This is a genomic window from Neomicrococcus aestuarii, assembly GCF_014201135.1.
Classification (GTDB): domain Bacteria; phylum Actinomycetota; class Actinomycetes; order Actinomycetales; family Micrococcaceae; genus Neomicrococcus; species Neomicrococcus aestuarii.
The window spans coordinates 892,861-908,776 of sequence record NZ_JACHDR010000001.1 but is presented as its reverse complement, the minus strand read 5'-3'; the positions used below and the strand labels follow the sequence as shown (position 1 = coordinate 908,776).

Genomic DNA, 15,916 nt, shown 5'->3' with positions numbered 1-15,916 from the left:
TTCCGCAGTGTTCGCGGTATCTTGAATGCCAATACCACCCGTGACGAAAGCCGGAAGATTGCACCTCAAGACCCTGACGATTAGGGGATTCAAATCCTTCGCTTCGGCGACGACCTTTGAATTCGAACCCGGCGTCACCGCAGTCGTAGGTCCCAACGGTTCCGGTAAATCCAACGTGGTGGACGCCCTCGCTTGGGTGATGGGCGAGCAAGGCGCAAAGTCCCTGCGCGGCGGCAAGATGGAAGATGTAATTTTTGCCGGTACGACGGCGCGGTCTCCCCTTGGGCGCGCACACGTTGCGTTGACCATTGATAACTCGGATAACGCGCTACCGATCGAATACTCGGAAGTGACGATCTCCCGCACCCTGTTTAGGACTGGCGGCTCCGAATACTCCATCAATGGCAACCCCTGCCGTCTACTGGATATTCAAGAACTGCTGTCCGACTCCGGCTTGGGCCGTGAGATGCACGTGATCGTGGGGCAAGGCCAGCTCGACCGCGTCCTCCACGCCACCCCTGAAGAGCGCCGTGGCTTCATCGAAGAAGCATCTGGCATTCTCAAGCACCGGCGCCGTCGTGAAAAAGCCGTCCGCAAACTGGACGCCATGCAAACCAACCTGCACCGCGTGGAGGACCTCACCAAGGAAATCCGCCGACAGCTGGGACCGCTGGGCCGCCAAGCAGAAGTGGCCAAGCGCGCTCAGACCGTTCAGTTCGATGTCCGTGATGCCAAGGCTCGCCTCATGGCGGATGACATCGAGACGGCCATCGACCGCCTGATGGATCTTGAGGAACGCAGCGAAGCCGCCGCCGCTACGGCCGCCACCCTCGAAGGTCAGCTTGCAAGCGCCCACGAAGAGCTCCAGAAGGCGCAAGAACACGCCAAAGCCGCTAACCCCGCCGTGAAGTCAGCTCGCGCCACCCACGAAGCGCTCAAAGTACTCGCTGAGCGCTATGCGGCTCTGGTTGCTGTCAGCCAAGAGCGCGCCAATTCACTCCACACTCAAGAGGCGTCCCCGCGCCGCGACGAACTGCCGCAGCTCGAAGCTGCCGTAGAACGCCTTAGTGCCGAGCTCGAGTCGCAACAAGGCGAGCTCGAGGCAGCGCAAGAAGCCCTAGAGCAGCACATTGCCGCTCGCGGCGCAGCCGAACATTTGGCCGCCGAAGAAGAGAAGCGACTCACCAACGCCTTGCGTGCACAGGCCGATCGCCGTGAAGGTCTCGCGAAGATTCGCGGAACCATCGCGGCCCTCGAGGGGCGCCTCGCCGGGATATGTGACGAAGAGGACCGACTCACCGCAGAGCTCGCGGAGAATAACCAACGCCGCGTGACCGCCGAACAGGAATTCCAACTGCTGGAGAACAGCGCTGTCACGGTGGAATCAGGGGAGAACAACCTTGATGAAACCTATGAGGCGGCCGAGGCACAATTCGCCTCCCTCGATGAAGAGCTCTCCGCTCTCCGTGCCGAGCAGGTAGCCAGTGAGAAGAAGCGATCCGCGCTCGTTGCACGCATCGGTGCCCTCGAAGAGAGCCTCGAACGAGCACTGCCGAAAACCCCGCAACACCACGAGGGAGCTCAACAGCTCGCAGCCGCACTCTCAGTGAGCCCAGGCTGGGAACTCGCGATAGAAGTAGCCCTCGGTCCAGCCGCGGGCGCACTCATCGCAGAGGATTCGGCGTCAGCGATCAACCAGGTGCGCCGAGCGCTCGCAGAAGACTCCTCGGCCTTCTGGCTGATTCCGCAAGACGAAACCTCAACTACGACACTGGCCGAAGCGGACGGAATTTCCCGTGCCCTCGATCACGTCAGCATCCCGCCTGAGCTGAGCGGCGTCGTCGTCATCCTGCTTGAGAATACGTACCTCGCGGATTCCGTGGACGCGGCAGCGGACTTCATCGCCGCCAACCCTCAGGCGCGAGTCATCACTCGACAGGGAGCGCTGCTGACGCGAGCCTACGCGGCCACCGGGCTATCTCAGGCGGGTTCTGGCCACGGTGTGCTGGAACTCAAGAACGCCATCGACTCCTCACGTCAGGAATCCGCAGAAGTTACCGCGTCGCACGAACGGCGCGCCTTCGCGCTCGCGTCCCTGAGCGAACGCCACCGCGTAGCCCAAGAACAGCGCGATGAAGCCCTTGCCGCACTCCACGAATCCGATGCCGAGATTCTGGCGCTCGAAGAACGGCTCGCCCAGCTCGGTGCCACGATCCGCCGTTCTATCTCCGACGCCGAACGTGCAACGGGCGCCCTAGAGCGCAACGCGCTGCGCCGAGCCGAAGAAGAAGAGAAACTTCGAGAACTCCAAGATCGGCTCAACCGAGCTGAAGCCGCACCCGCCGAGGAAGCAGAAGAACCCTCGCGGCTCAAGCGAGACGAACTCGCCGCCGCAGCCGCCCATGCAAGGGCCGCCGAAGTCGATGCACGACTAGCCCTGCGCGGGCATGAGGAGATCGTCAAGAACCTCTCGGGTCGCCTCGAATCAGCCAAACGACGAGTATCCGCAGAACGCATAGCGATCTCCGAAGAACAACGCCGCGTCGCCGCCCGCATTCAGCGCGCTCAACGCGCCGCCGACGTCGCCTCCACCGCCGAACTCATCGCCGCTCACGTGCGAGAATCCGTGCTCGAAGCCGAGACAGCGCTCGCGGATGCCGAGCAGCAAGCCGCCGCACAGCAGGCTCACGTGCAACAAGTTCAGAAAACCGTTGACGGACTCCGCACCCAGGTAGCCGAGGCCGCGAACGTGGTGCACCACGGCGAAGTAGAGATCGCCACGTGGCGAGCCCGCACCGAAAGTCTGGCCGAGCGAGCTCTCGAAGAGTTGAGCATGAGTGCCGACTACCTCGTGGAAAATTACGGACCCGATCAGCCTGTTGACGGCGGCATCTATGTTCGGGCGGAACAGGAAGCCCGGCTCAAGCGCGCCGAGAAGGACCTAGCGTCCCTGGGTAAGGTCAACCCCTTGGCCCTCGAGGAATTCGCCGCGTTGGAGGAACGTCACCAGTTCATCTCCACACAGCTCGCGGACCTGCAAGCGAGCCGGCGGGACCTGCTGGAAATGATTCGCGACGTGGATCGGCACGTTGAAGAAGTGTTCGCCGAAGCGTATGCGGACACCGCACGCGAATTCGAGCGCATCTTTGCGCGGCTCTTTCCCGGCGGCGAAGGTTCATTGGCCTTGACCGATCCGGACAATGTGTTGACCTCCGGAATTGAGGTCAACGCGCGACCCGCGGGGAAGAACGTCAAGCGCTTGTCATTGCTCTCCGGTGGCGAACGCTCACTCACAGCGGCAGCGTTGCTGGTGGCCATCTTCAAGGCCCGCCCATCGCCGTTCTACGTCATGGATGAAGTGGAAGCCGCGCTCGATGACGCGAACCTAGGCCGTCTCATCACCATCTTTGAAGAACTGCGCGAGTCCAGCCAGCTCATCATCATCACGCACCAAAAGCGCACCATGGAGATTGCCGATGCGCTCTACGGAGTGTCGATGCGTGGCGACGGCGTTTCAGCTGTGATGAGTCAGCGTCTCTCGCGGGACGAAGACGTCTCCGCGTAGCCTTTCTCCGCCTCGTCTTTCTCAGGCCGTCTTTCGTGGCCTAGTCCTTCGAAGGTGCTTCAGCCTTCGTGGCGAGGGTGGTTCGGCGTACAGGTGTCCACGCGGCGGCGCCGATCAGAGCCAGGATTCCCGTGATCAGGAAGCCCCATGAGTAATTTGAATACTCGGCGATGGCTCCTACCAGCACGGGGCCGATGATGGCTCCGAGGTCTTGAGACATTTGGAAAGTGGCCATGACGCGGCCGCCGTTACGGCCATTTCCGACGGTGTCCGCGACCGAGGCCATGAGGGACGGATTCATGATTCCGGTGCCCACACCTGCGATGGCGCAGAGGACGATGAAGACCACTTCGTTGGTCACGTACCCCATGGCAATCATGGCGAGCGCACCAACACTCAGTCCCCACATGATGGGGAGCTTGCGTCCGTACGTGTCGGAGAGTTTTCCGGACACTGTAAGGGCCAAGGCATTACCGGCTGCGAAGATTGCCAGCGCAAAGCCGGCAATCGCGTCACCGTGGATAAATGCTGTTGCGGCGAAGAGCGGGACGATTGCCACGCGCACGCCAAAGTTGTTCCACCCGTGAGCGAAGCCGGCGACCACCGAAGCGCGGAAGGCAGGTACGGCCCATGCCTCTTCGAGTTTCATGACAGGGCGAGTGTCTGCCGTGCGCTTGACGCGGCGTTTACCGACTCCTTGCAGGAAGACGAAGACGGTCGCCGCTGCGATGATGAGCGCCCCGCCGTAAATGAAGAATGCTAGGCGGTATCCGAAGCCAGCCAGAGCGGCGCCCAATACGGGGCCGGCAATGTTTCCGATGAGGAACGTGGCCGAATACAGGCCAGCGATCCGTCCGCGAATTTCCTCGGGAGAAAGACGCGAGATCAGTGCCATGGCGGAAACCGTGAACATGGTGGAGCCGATGCCACCGAACGCACGGAACACCATCAGGTGCCCGTAGCTCGCGGCAAAGCCGCACAAGATGGTGGAAATGGCAACGATGCTCACGCCCACCACATAGGTTGCGGGTTCGCCCCAGCGCTCCGTCAACCTGCCGCTGACCGGTGCAAAGAGGAGCCGGAACAACGCGAAGATGCTGACAATCGCTGCCGCAGCCGCCGGACCAACGTCGAAAGAGGAAGCGAACTGGGGGAGGATCGGTGCAATGATGCCGAAGCCCAACGCAATCACAAAGGCAGCAACAATGATGACTTTGATCTGAGCCGGAATCGGGGGCTTTGAAACCGGCACATTTTTCACTCTGGAAGTACTCATCGCTACGGAGTGTATCCCGGTTTATGAGAAGCTGGTTTCGTGCCTATGGACCAGTTGATCATCATCATTGTTGTTGCCGCCGTCATACTCATTGGAGGCGTGGGAGCTGCGTTCTTGTTGCGTGGCCGCAAGACCCCTCCGGGTACCTACACGTCCACCCGCGACTCGGACGATCCACCACTGACCTCTGCCGGTGGTTCGGTCGACACCCTCGAGCGCCCCCGTTCCGGCGCCGGATCCACGGGAACCATCACGGATGAAGATACCGAACTCGTCGATGACTTGGGCGGCAAGGTTGATCTCGAGGTTGAGCGGCCGGCTCCCGTTCTTGGCCGTCTGGCCCGACTACGCGAGCGTTTGGCACGCTCCAACAACGCCCTCGGTAAGGGTTTGTTGGCACTACTGTCCCAGGACAAGATTGACGACGACGTCTGGGATGAGATCGAAGAGACGCTCCTGTTGGCGGATCTTGGCACTGAACCCACCCTCGAACTGGTGGAGAACCTCAAACGCCGCGTCAAGGTAGAAGGTAGCCGCGACCCAGAACGCGTCCGCACTTTGCTCAAGGAAGAACTGCTGGCGCTTGTGGATCCCACGATGGACCGTTCGCTCGCAGATGATCGTCACGACAACCGCCCCTCGATCATGATGGTGGTAGGCGTCAACGGTGTGGGCAAGACCACCACGATTGGCAAGATCGCTCGCGTGCTGGTCGCCGAAGATAAGGATGTTCTCCTGGGCGCTGCGGATACGTTCCGTGCAGCCGCTGCCGAACAGCTAGCCACCTGGGGTGCCCGCGTGGGTGTTCCCACCGTCAAGAGCGACATCGACGGGGCAGATCCCGCATCGGTTGCCTTCGAAGCCGTCAAGGCCGGCATCGAGCAAGAAGTAGACGTCGTCATCATCGACACCGCGGGACGCTTGCAAAACAAGGTGGGCCTCATGGACGAGCTTGGAAAGATCAAGCGCGTGGTGGAGAAGCAAGCAGAAGTGGATGAAGTCCTCTTAGTGTTAGATGCCACCACCGGACAGAACGGCTTGAACCAGGCCAAGGTGTTCTCCGAGGTTGTCAACGTCACGGGCATCGTCCTGACGAAATTGGACGGAACGGCCAAGGGTGGCATCGTCGTTGCCATCCAGCGTCAGCTCGGTGTTCCCGTCAAGCTGATCGGATTGGGCGAAGGCCCGGATGACTTGGCACCTTTTGATGCGCAGGGCTTCGTAGACGCCCTCGTGGACTAAAAAAACAACCACGTTACAAGTGCACGAAACACAATAGAAACCTCGCCGGAACACGGTATTTACCTCCCAAGTGCCCTCCGTCACGAAAATGAAACACAACAATCAGGCGGCGGAAACACAACTCGTTGAATCTTGAAGCACGTAATGATCACGTACTTCAAGAGAAAGGCGAGGCGATGGAAATTTCGGCTAGCCACGTATGGATGATGGTCTGTGCGGCCATGGTGTTCCTCATGACACCCGCACTGGCGTTCTTCTATGGCGGTATGACCCGCGCAAAGAGCGTCCTCAACATGATGATGATGAGCTTCATCTCACTCGCAATTGTCAGCGTTATCTGGGTCCTGTGGGGCAACGCGATGGCAGGCGGCGGAACCAGCATCGGAGGCCTCTTCGGATCGCCTTTCGAGCAGTTCGGCCTCTCCGGACAAATCGGAACTGAAGACTTGATCGGAATCGGATATGGCGCAACGTTCGCCATCATCACGGTTGCCCTGATCTCCGGTGCTGTTGCAGACCGTATGTCCTTCGGCGCCTGGAGCGTCTTCGTTCCTGTCTGGGTGACCGTGGTGTACGCACCGATCGCCTTCTGGGTATGGGGCGGCGGATTGCTTAGCGCTGAAGGCGCTATCGGTTCCTGGGCTGGCGAAGCGATTGACTTCGCCGGTGGCACCGTAGTTCACATCAACGCTGGTGTAGCCGGCTTGGTCTTGGCCTTGCTTGTTGGCAAGCGTCGCGGCTTCGGCAAGGACCCTGGACTTCGCCCACACAACATTCCGTTTGTCATGCTCGGCGCAGCACTCTTGTGGTTCGGCTGGTTCGGCTTCAACGGTGGCGCAGCAGGAACGGCCGAGCAGGCTGGCCTGATCTGGATCAACACCCTTGTGGCTCCGGCCGCAGCTGTTCTTGGCTGGGTTGTTACCGAAAAGATCCGCGACGGACACCCCACCTCTTTGGGTGCAGCATCTGGTGTTGTTGCTGGCCTCGTGGCCATCACCCCAGCCTGTGCTGACGTTTCCCCGCTTGGCGCGATCGGTCTGGGCATCGTCTCCGGTATCCTCTCCGCTCTCGCTGTTGGTCTCAAGTACAAGTGGGGCTACGACGATTCGCTTGACGTTGTTGGCGTTCACTTGGTCTCCGGCATCGTCGGAACTCTCGCCTTGGGCTTCATTGCACTTCCTAACGAAGAAGCAGCCGGTGGCTTGTTCTACGGCGGCGGCTTCGGTCAGTTGATTGCGCAGACGGTTGCAGTGGTAGTAGCAGTTATCTACACCGCAGTGGCAACATGGGTCATTGGTGCGATCATCCAGAAGATCATGGGTCTTCGTATCACCGAAGAAGCAGAAATTGCTGGCATCGACTACTACGAGCACGCAGAAACTGCTTACGAATTCGGCGGACTGGGCACCACTGGCCAGTTTGTACCGCACCCAGCAACGTCTGGTCACTTGACCAATCGCTCGGAAGGAGCATCCGCATGAAACTCGTGACGGCCATTGTTCGGCCAGACAAGCTCAATGAGATTCGCAACGCACTTGAGTCCTATGGTGTCCAGGGCCTCACGGTCTCTCAGGCCAACGGTTACGGCCGCCAGCGCGGCCACACCGAGGTCTACCGCGGTGCAGAGTACACAGTCGATTTGTTGCCCAAGGCCCGCCTGGAAATCTTGGTTTCCAACGAATGGGTAGATGACATCGTTGATGTCATCGTCGCTACCGCCAACACCGGCCGCGCCGGTGACGGCAAGGTGTGGGTCACCACGGTGGATGAAGTGGTTCGCGTGCGAACCGGCGAACGCGCCGAAGCTGCAATCTAACGAGGCTACTCACTAGCTTTACGTGAGGAATTAGCTTCACGGAAGCCGATAATTTCATAATTTATATTTGATGCCGGATCGCACCTCCCTGCGATCCGGCATCAAATGTTTTAACGCCCTATTCTTCGAGCCGTTTTGGGCGGACAATGCATGGTAGGTGTTCCTTCGCGACGCAACGACGCGTCGTAGCACTCTCTCAAGGAGAACCGTGATGTCCGCAGTAACAGCCGCCCCGGCGCGTCAGCGTTCGCGGTGGCAAGCAGTTCGGCAACTCTTCGCCACCCTCAGCGCCTCAGCCTTGATAGCAACGCTTCCAGCGGCACCGCCTGCAGCAGCCGAGGACCTCTTCGGCCACGACATCTCATGGCCGCAATGCACGGTGGCGGAAGGTGGGTTTGCGCTACCCATGCCGCCGAGCACCACCCAATTCGTGGTAATCGGCCTGACCAATGGTCTGGGCTTCACCACCAACCCCTGCATCGCTCGGCAGTACCAGTGGACCAAAGACCGCGGAAAACCAGCTCAGGCCTACGGAATGGCCACCTATCCCACGGCGGCACAGCTGACCGCCTACGGAAGCAGCGGGCCGTGGAAGGGCACCGGCCTTCAAGCCCGGCTAGCTAACATGGGATACCGTCAAGCAGTTGAAGCCACCAACACACTTGCTGGGATCGGGTGGAAACCAAGCACGGTTTGGATCGATGTTGAACCGCGGCCTAAGCAACCGTGGCCAGCGGCCACTACACCCGCAGCCTCTGCCAATAACAGGGCCGTGGTGGAAGGGTACATGCGGGCGCTGCGGGATCGCGGCTACAAATACGGTTTCTACTCCTACACCAACGGCTGGAAGGAGATCGTCACCTCGTGGCGCGCTCCGGGCGTCCCCGTGTGGGCTACCGCCGGAACCTTGGACTATCCCACCGAAGCGTTAGACCGGTGCACGCAGGCCAGCTTCTCTGGCGGAAAGGTCCTGCTGTCCCAGTGGTACAACACCACGCGAGACTATGACAGGACATGCCCCGGCTACTCCTTCGGTACGCCGGCTACACCTTCGCACACCGAGCTCTTCGGGGACAAAGACCTCACCGGAAACCGCACCAACGATCTGCTGGCGCGGCACTCAAGCTCCGGCGTTCTCTACGTCTACCCAGGCAACGGCCTCGGCACACTAAATTCCAGAGTAACCGTTGGATCCGGCTGGAACTCCATGAGCTTGATCACCACGGTGGGGGACTGGAATGGAGACGGCAAGGCGGATGTGATCGCGCGGCTGAATTCCACCGGTGATCTTTACCTGTACCGCGGCAAGGGGGTGGGTACGTTCCAGCCCCGGATCAAGATTGGTTCCGCGTGGGGCAACATTAATCGGCTGAGTGGCCAAGGTGATTTCACAGGCGATGGAAACGTTGACCTCGTAGCCAGAACCACCGGCGGAACCCTCTACGTGTATCCCGGAAACAGCGCCGGAGGCTTCAAGTCCCGCATCACGGTGGGAACCGGATGGCAGGTCATGCGCGACATTGTCTCCACCGGCGATTTCACAGGAGACGGCCGAGCTGACCTGATTGCGCTCCAGAGCTCCACCGGACAACTGTGGCTCTACCCGGGCACTGGAACCGGTCGGTTCGGTGCACGAACTCAGATCGGCGCGGGCTGGTCCGTCATGACGGAACTCGTGGGAAGCGGAGACTTCAACCGTGACCGCAAACCGGACCTGCTGGCGAGACGCTCCACGGGCGAGCTTTACCTCTATCCCGGCACTGGAGCGGGCAAGCTCGGAACGCGAACCCTCGTCAGCACCGGTTGGAACGTCATGAATTCACTCGACTGAGCCAAGTCCGGACTGAACCCACTCCGGACTGAACCAACTCCGGACTGAGCCCGCGCTGGGAGGCACGCTGCGTCGTCGTACTTAATTCTGGTGCGACGACGCCCACGCGTCCGGCCCAGAGGAACCCGCCGGGTACTCATCCAAGGGGACCTCGCCGGCTTCCCATGCGGCCAGTACGGGCTCGACGATCCGCCAGCACTCCTCGGCGGCGTCCGCGCGCACAGAGAGCGTAGGATCCCCGTTGAGTACGCCGTAAAGGACTTCGCCGTAGGGGAGCATGCCGGACTTGTTGAGCTCGGCCCCCACCGTGATGCGGTCAAGGTGGAACGGATCGCCGGGACCGTTGACATCCAGATCAATCGCAAGGGTGTCCGGCCCAAACCCGATCCGCAGCATTGTGGGGCTATCGCACCCGGTGAACCCGTCCGGCAAGAAACTCACCGGCTTGAACGTGATGATGGCTTCCTTGCGTACCTCGCCCATGGCTTTGCCGGATCGAAGCGTGAACGGAACGCCGTTCCAACGCACGTTGTTGATGTTCAGATCCACTTCGGCGAGCGTCTCGGTCTGACGAGCGGGATTTACGCCCTCTTCCTCGGCGTACCCAGGAATGGCGCGTCCCATCGAAGTACCGGCGGTGTACCGGGCGCGGCGGCTCGCGACGGCTGGCTCATTCTTGAGGCGCGTGGCGCGCAGGACTTCAGAAATCTTGTCTCGCAAGTCTCGTTCACCGAGCGTGCTCGGCGCGTCAATGGCCAGCAGAGCCATGATCTGCAGCAAATGGGACTGAATCATGTCCCGCAGGGCTCCGGCCTTGTCGTAGTACCCGGCGCGGCCCTCGAGCGCGAGCTCCTCGTTGTAGACGAGCTGCACGCTGGCCACATGCTCCGCGGAGAGCAACGGTTCCAACAGACGATTCGCAAAGCGCAAACCCAAAATGTTGAGCACGGTGGATTTGCCGAGGAAGTGATCCACGCGGTGAATCCGGGATTCGGGCACCAAACGGGTGAGCTTTTGGTTGAGCGCTTTCGCGGACTCCAAGCTGGAACCGAACGGCTTCTCAATCACCAAGGTGGTGCCCTCGGGAAGTTCCTCGGGGGTCGCCGCGACCAGCGCCTTCTCCGAGATCGCTGGCGGAAGCGCGAAGAACACGGCGACCGGGCCGGGGACGGAAGAGATGAGCCGGCCCAATTCTCCGGGGGCGGTGACGTCCGCTACTTCGTACGACGACGCAGCTTGGGTCTCGCTCAGAACCTTGCGTCCCGCTTCGGTGGTGTGGGCGTCCTCGAGCTGCGGAGCGAAGGTCTTGGCTACGCGCTCAGAGAATTCTTCCGCGCTGACGTCCGCCGAACCGACGCCCTTGAGGTTGAGATGCTCAACCTTGCCGGTGGCGAGAAGGCTCGCTAGACCGGGCAGCAGGAGTCGCTGCGTGAGGTCGCCGGAGGCTCCTAGAATCAAGAGAGTTTTGATCGCTGTGGTGCTTGTTGAAGTGCTCACGTGCTTACTCTGCCACGGGAGCGCTCTGTACTTGGTAACCTAGAATGCTGAGTCCTATTGCGGCACGGTTCCTTCAGCGAACCATCTGTGCCGTGTACCGAGAACAACAAGGAAGCACAATTCACTGTGTTTAACTCACTGTCTGATCGCTTGACCGCGACGTTCAAGAACCTTCGTGGCAAGGGTCGTCTCACGGAAGCCGACGTTGACGGCACCGTCCGCGAGATTCGACGCGCGCTTCTTGACGCTGACGTCGCGGTGCCCGTGGTGCGGGAGTTCACTGCCGCCGTGAAGGAACGTGCGCTCGCAGAGACGGTGAGCCAGTCCTTGAACCCGGGCCAGCAAGTGGTCAAGATCGTCAACGAAGAACTCGTCACGATCCTCGGTGGAGAGACCCGCCGCATCACGATGGCCAAGTACGGCCCTACCGTGATCATGCTGGCCGGCCTTCAAGGTGCCGGTAAGACCACCCTCGCAGGAAAGCTTGCAAAGCACTTCAAAGCTCAAGGGCACACCCCTTTGCTGGTGGCCTGTGACTTGCAGCGTCCGAACGCCGTGAAGCAGCTCCAGATCAACGGTGAGCGCGCCGGCGTTCCTGTCTACGCACCGCACCCAGGTGTTTCTTCCGAGTTTGAAGAAGCTACCGGCGATCCAGTAGTCGTCGCCCGCAACGGTGTCTCCGAAGCACGCCAGAAGCAGTTCGACATCGTGATTGTCGATACCGCTGGCCGCCTCGGTGTGGACACCGAGCTGATGAAGCAAGCGCGAGATATCCGCGATGCCATCAAGCCTCAAGAAGTTTTCTTCGTGATCGACGCCATGATTGGTCAGGACGCAGTCAACACGGCGCTGGCCTTCCAAGAGGGCGTGGAATTCACGGGCGTTGTGCTGTCCAAGCTGGACGGCGACGCTCGCGGTGGCGCGGCCCTGTCCGTTGCCTCCGTGACGGGCAAGCCGGTCATGTTCGCCTCCACGGGTGAAAGCCTGGACGACTTCGAGGTGTTCCACCCGGACCGTATGGCCAGCCGCATCCTTGACATGGGTGACATCCTCACGCTCATCGAGCAAGCGGAGCGCTCGTGGGACAAGGGCGAAGCCGAGCGCATGGCGCAGAAGTTTGTGGATCGCGAGGACTTCACTCTCGATGACTTCTTGGCCCAAATGCAGCAGATCAAGAAGATGGGCTCGCTCAAGAAGATGCTGGCCATGATGCCAGGTGCCGCTATTTCTCGGCAGCAGCTTGAGCAGTTCGACGATCGCCAGATGGATCGCATCGAAGCGATGATTCGTTCCATGACCCCTCACGAACGCGTGGCTCCGAAGATCATCAACGGATCCCGTCGTGCCCGTATCGCCAAGGGTTCGGGCGTGTCCGTCTCCGAGCTGAATCAGATGCTGGAGCGTTTCGGTGAAGCGCAAAAGATGATGAAGAAGCTCGCTCAAGGCGGGGGCATGCCAGGTATGCCAGGAGGCGCACGTCGCCCGGCGAAGGGCGCCGCAAAGGGTGGCAACAAGAAGAAGCAGCAGAAGTTCGGAAACCCAGCCAAGGCTGCACAGGCCGCTCAGGAAGCAGCCAACAAGAAGGCGCAGGCTCCTAGCGGTGCAGCTTTTGGTCAGGGAATCCCGAAGGATTTTGATCCGTCAGCATTGAATCTTCCTAAGGGATTCGATAAGTTCCTCGGCAAATAGACCCACTTCTTCCGGACCTCGGAACCGAATTTAGAACGAGTTCGGGACGGGCTTGGAAAAGTGGGGCGAATCGCACGGAGATGATGTACGCGTAGTTGCGAGTTTTCTGGCATAATAGACAGGTACTCGATGACAACGGCCCCTCTCTCCGTGTGATCATCTTGTCCTTAGAACCCCCAAGTATGGCCCGCCCCACGGGAGCAGAACGGCTGGTTCGGCAATTTTTACAGAAACAGGAGTGACCACAACCGTGGCCGTAAAAATCCGTTTGAAGCGCTTCGGCAAGATGCGCGCACCGTACTACCGCATTGTCGTCATGGATTCTCGCGTAAAGCGCGATGGCCGTGCGATCGAAGAAATCGGCAAGTACCACCCAACCGAGGAGCCTTCGTTCATCGAAGTTGACTCCGAGCGTGCTCAGTACTGGCTCGGCGTTGGCGCACAGCCAACCGAGCAGGTTGCAGCGATCCTCAAGATCACTGGTGACTGGCAGAAGTTCAAGGGCATCGAAGGCCAGGAAGGCACCTTGAAGACCAAGGTTGCCAAGGAAGCTTTCGTTGCACCTGAAAAGGGCTCCGTCATTCTTCCAGAAGCCATCACCAAGAAGGCTGACAAGTCTGAGGAAGCAGCTGAAGAAGCTCCTGCCGCTGAAGAAGCAGCACCGGCTGAAGAAGCTGCAGAGGCTAACTAATGTTGGCTGACGCTCTCGATCACTTGGTCCGTGGCATTGTTGACGCTCCTGATGAGGTTGACGTGCGGGTCCGCAACGGTCGCCGCGGTGAAACCCTTGAGGTTCGCGTGCACCCGGAGGATCTTGGCCGTGTGATTGGCCGTCAGGGTCGCACTGCCCGTGCTTTGCGCACGGTGGTAGCTGCACTTGATGGTGGTCGCGGAGTTCGTGTTGACGTAGTTGATACGGATCGTCGTTCGAACTAACAACGAACGGCACCGCGAGAGAGCTTCTCTCAAGTAATGTAGACGGCGGTTTGGTACCTCGATAAGGTGACCAAGCCGCCGTCGTACTTTAACCACTTACCCACTGACCGCAAGGAAGAAAAATGCGCGTTCGCGTTGCCCGACTCGGCAAGCCCCACGGAATCCGCGGCGAAGTGACTGTCGAAGTCATGACAGACGATCCCGGATCCCGCTTCGCTCCCGGTACCGTCCTGGAAGCCGAGAACAGCGCACACCCGCACTTGACGGTTGAAGGCGCCCGCTGGAATAAAGAGATTTTGGTGGTGGCTTTCGAGGAAATCGTCAGCCGTAACGACGCCGAAGCCGCACGCGGAACTTTCCTGTACTTCGATACTGAAGAAGTGGAAGAAGACGACTCCGAAGGCTACTACGAGCACGAGCTTGAGGGCCTTGAAGTTCGCATTGGTGACGCCGTCGTTGGCAAGGTCACTGGACTTCGCACGGGTACCGCGCAGGACCTTCTTGTGGTGGAAGATAACGAAGGCGAAGAGGTCTTCGTTCCGTTCGTAGAGCAGATCGTGCCTGAGGTGGACCTTGAGGGCGGATTTGTGCGCCTCACGCCGCCTGACGGACTCTTCACCGTCAACAAGGGCGACTCCGTTCCGGACGATGGGCTTGAGGAACAGTAATGCGCATTGATGCGATCACGATTTTCCCGGAGATCTTCAACGTCCTCGATGTGTCCTTGCTGGGCAAGGCCCGTGAAGCTGGACTCCTGAACTTCACCGCGCACAACCTGCGTGACTTCACCACTGATGTGCACCGCACCGTGGATGATTCCCCCTACGGCGGCGGCGCCGGCATGGTCATGAAGCCGGAACCGTGGGCTCTCGCTCTCGAGAGCGTGCTGCCAGGTGAAGCAACGGATACCGCGGTCGAGGATCCATCCTTGCCCGTCTTGATCATCCCCACGCCTTCCGGCCACGTCTTCAACCAGCAGCTCGCGCGGGCGTTGTCCCACGAGGAGCAGTTGGTGTTCGCGTGCGGCCGTTACGAAGGAATCGACGAGCGCGTCTACGAATGGGCATCGGATAAGTTCCGTGTCCTCCCCGTGAGCTTGGGCGATTACGTGCTCAACGGGGGAGAAGTGGCTGTGCTGGCGATGATCGAGGCTATCGGCCGACTCATCCCCGGAGTAGTAGGCAACCCAGAGTCGCTCGTTGAGGAATCTCACGAGGACGGACTCTTGGAATACCCCGTCTACACCAAGCCTTCAACGTGGCGGGACCTTGAGGTCCCCGAGGTGCTTTTGTCTGGAAATCACGGAAAGATTGCTCGTTTCCGTCGCGAAGCTCAGCTCACGCGCACGGCCCAGCGCCGTCCCGAGCTGATTCTCGACATTGACCCCGCCACCACCAACCGCAAAGACCGCGATTTGTTGTGGCACGCAGGGTACATGATCGAAGGCGATCGGTTCGTACCGAAGCCCGAAAGTATGGCAGAATAGGAAGCTGTGCTTGGCACGTCGCTTCCTGCCGCGAGGGGAAACGAATCACCTGCTAAGACACTAGAAGATCATTCGATCGACTAGGAACTTCACTTCGGTTCCGCAGCATCCACGTTAAGTGGTCAGCATAATTGCTGGGCTCTGAGCAGCCCTGCGACGAACCGCGATAGCGAAGGTTGACTGGCGGCAGCCTCGTAGGAGTAGCACTATGCATATTCTTGACTCTTTGGACGCAGCTAGCCTGCGCAACGATGTTCCAGACTTCCGCGCTGGTGACACCGTTAAGGTTCACGTAAACATCATCGAAGGCAAGAACACCCGTGTTCAGGTGTTCCAGGGCTTCGTGTTGGGTCGCCAGGGTGGCGGCGTTCGCGAAACGTTCACCGTTCGTAAGGTTTCCTTCGGCGTTGGCGTTGAGCGTACGTTCCCCGTTCACTCCCCAGTGATCGAGAAGATCGAGCTCGTAACCCGTGGTGACGTTCGTCGTGCCAAGCTTTACTACATGCGCGATCGCCACGGTAAGGCTGCTCGCATCCGCGAGAAGCGTGACTTCGGCGCAACCGCCAAGTAAGGAACGC

13 protein-coding genes are annotated in these 15,916 nt (G+C 60.0%); 11 read left to right on the top strand and 2 right to left on the bottom strand.

Annotated features, from left to right (window positions below):
* Positions 1–25: 25 nt before the first annotated feature.
* A complete protein-coding gene (smc, locus tag HD598_RS04030; RefSeq protein ID WP_260170484.1) occupies positions 26–3,565 on the top strand; it encodes a chromosome segregation protein SMC in 3,540 nt (1,179 codons plus the stop codon).
* A gap of 40 nt (positions 3,566–3,605) precedes the next feature.
* On the opposite strand, the gene HD598_RS04025 is transcribed toward smc, so the two are convergent.
* Positions 3,606–4,817 carry an MFS transporter gene (locus HD598_RS04025; protein ID WP_311538945.1) on the bottom strand — a complete coding sequence of 404 codons (1,212 nt, stop codon included), beginning with the start codon at positions 4,815–4,817 and terminating at the stop codon, positions 3,606–3,608.
* Positions 4,818–4,886: 69 nt separating this feature from the next.
* Here HD598_RS04025 and ftsY point away from each other — a divergent pair, with 69 nt between their 5' ends.
* The 4 genes from ftsY to HD598_RS04005 all read left to right on the top strand — a co-directional run bounded on the left by ftsY (position 4,887) and on the right by HD598_RS04005 (position 9,730).
* Entirely contained in the window at positions 4,887–6,083 is a 1,197-nt protein-coding gene (ftsY, locus tag HD598_RS04020) for a signal recognition particle-docking protein FtsY (RefSeq protein ID WP_183666571.1), read from the top strand.
* A gap of 176 nt (positions 6,084–6,259) precedes the next feature.
* The gene (locus tag HD598_RS04015) at positions 6,260–7,564 is read left to right on the top strand and encodes an ammonium transporter (protein ID WP_071893432.1); all 1,305 of its coding nucleotides are present in this window, start codon (positions 6,260–6,262) and stop codon (positions 7,562–7,564) included.
* Positions 7,561–7,899 (top strand): P-II family nitrogen regulator, encoded by a 339-nt coding sequence (locus HD598_RS04010; protein WP_071893433.1) that lies wholly within the window; start codon positions 7,561–7,563, stop codon positions 7,897–7,899. Before HD598_RS04015 ends, HD598_RS04010 begins: the two co-directional genes overlap by 4 nt.
* Before the next feature lie 211 nt (positions 7,900–8,110).
* A complete protein-coding gene (locus HD598_RS04005; protein ID WP_183663986.1) occupies positions 8,111–9,730 on the top strand; it encodes an FG-GAP-like repeat-containing protein in 1,620 nt (539 codons plus the stop codon).
* Positions 9,731–9,811: 81 nt separating this feature from the next.
* On the opposite strand, the gene HD598_RS04000 is transcribed toward HD598_RS04005, so the two are convergent.
* Positions 9,812–11,227, bottom strand: a complete 1,416-nt coding sequence (locus tag HD598_RS04000) for a glucose-6-phosphate dehydrogenase (RefSeq protein ID WP_183663984.1) — start codon at positions 11,225–11,227, stop codon at positions 9,812–9,814.
* 126 nt (positions 11,228–11,353) lie between these two features.
* Here HD598_RS04000 and ffh point away from each other — a divergent pair, with 126 nt between their 5' ends.
* The 6 genes from ffh to rplS all read left to right on the top strand — a co-directional run bounded on the left by ffh (position 11,354) and on the right by rplS (position 15,909).
* Complete coding sequence (gene ffh, locus HD598_RS03995) at positions 11,354–12,916, top strand: signal recognition particle protein (RefSeq protein ID WP_183663982.1); 1,563 nt, start codon at positions 11,354–11,356, stop codon at positions 12,914–12,916.
* A gap of 250 nt (positions 12,917–13,166) precedes the next feature.
* The gene (gene rpsP / locus HD598_RS03990) at positions 13,167–13,607 is read left to right on the top strand and encodes a 30S ribosomal protein S16 (RefSeq protein ID WP_183666569.1); all 441 of its coding nucleotides are present in this window, start codon (positions 13,167–13,169) and stop codon (positions 13,605–13,607) included.
* Entirely contained in the window at positions 13,607–13,852 is a 246-nt protein-coding gene (locus HD598_RS03985) for an RNA-binding protein (RefSeq protein WP_071893436.1), read from the top strand. Before rpsP ends, HD598_RS03985 begins: the two co-directional genes overlap by 1 nt.
* A gap of 122 nt (positions 13,853–13,974) precedes the next feature.
* The gene (rimM, locus tag HD598_RS03980) at positions 13,975–14,520 is read left to right on the top strand and encodes a ribosome maturation factor RimM (RefSeq protein WP_183663980.1); all 546 of its coding nucleotides are present in this window, start codon (positions 13,975–13,977) and stop codon (positions 14,518–14,520) included.
* Positions 14,520–15,338: a tRNA (guanosine(37)-N1)-methyltransferase TrmD gene (gene trmD / locus HD598_RS03975; protein ID WP_183663978.1), complete on the top strand. Its 819-nt coding sequence runs from the start codon at positions 14,520–14,522 to the stop codon at positions 15,336–15,338. The genes rimM and trmD overlap by 1 nt, the downstream gene beginning before the upstream one ends.
* A gap of 208 nt (positions 15,339–15,546) precedes the next feature.
* Complete coding sequence (gene rplS / locus HD598_RS03970) at positions 15,547–15,909, top strand: 50S ribosomal protein L19 (protein WP_071893439.1); 363 nt, start codon at positions 15,547–15,549, stop codon at positions 15,907–15,909.
* Positions 15,910–15,916 lie beyond the last annotated feature (7 nt).

Bases quoted from the DNA above. Each gene is read 5' to 3' on its own strand.
- HD598_RS03985 (WP_071893436.1), top strand. From the start codon at position 13,607: ATGTTGGCTGACGCTCTCGATCACTTGGTCCGTGGCATTGTTGACGCT.
- HD598_RS04010 (WP_071893433.1), top strand. From the start codon at position 7,561: ATGAAACTCGTGACGGCCATTGTTCGGCCAGACAAGCTCAATGAGATT.
- rimM (WP_183663980.1), top strand. From the start codon at position 13,975: ATGCGCGTTCGCGTTGCCCGACTCGGCAAGCCCCACGGAATCCGCGGC.
- HD598_RS04015 (WP_071893432.1), top strand. From the start codon at position 6,260: ATGGAAATTTCGGCTAGCCACGTATGGATGATGGTCTGTGCGGCCATG.
- HD598_RS04005 (WP_183663986.1), top strand. From the start codon at position 8,111: ATGTCCGCAGTAACAGCCGCCCCGGCGCGTCAGCGTTCGCGGTGGCAA.
- rplS (WP_071893439.1), top strand. From the start codon at position 15,547: ATGCATATTCTTGACTCTTTGGACGCAGCTAGCCTGCGCAACGATGTT.
- smc (WP_260170484.1), top strand. From the start codon at position 26: ATGCCAATACCACCCGTGACGAAAGCCGGAAGATTGCACCTCAAGACC.
- trmD (WP_183663978.1), top strand. From the start codon at position 14,520: ATGCGCATTGATGCGATCACGATTTTCCCGGAGATCTTCAACGTCCTC.
- ftsY (WP_183666571.1), top strand. From the start codon at position 4,887: ATGGACCAGTTGATCATCATCATTGTTGTTGCCGCCGTCATACTCATT.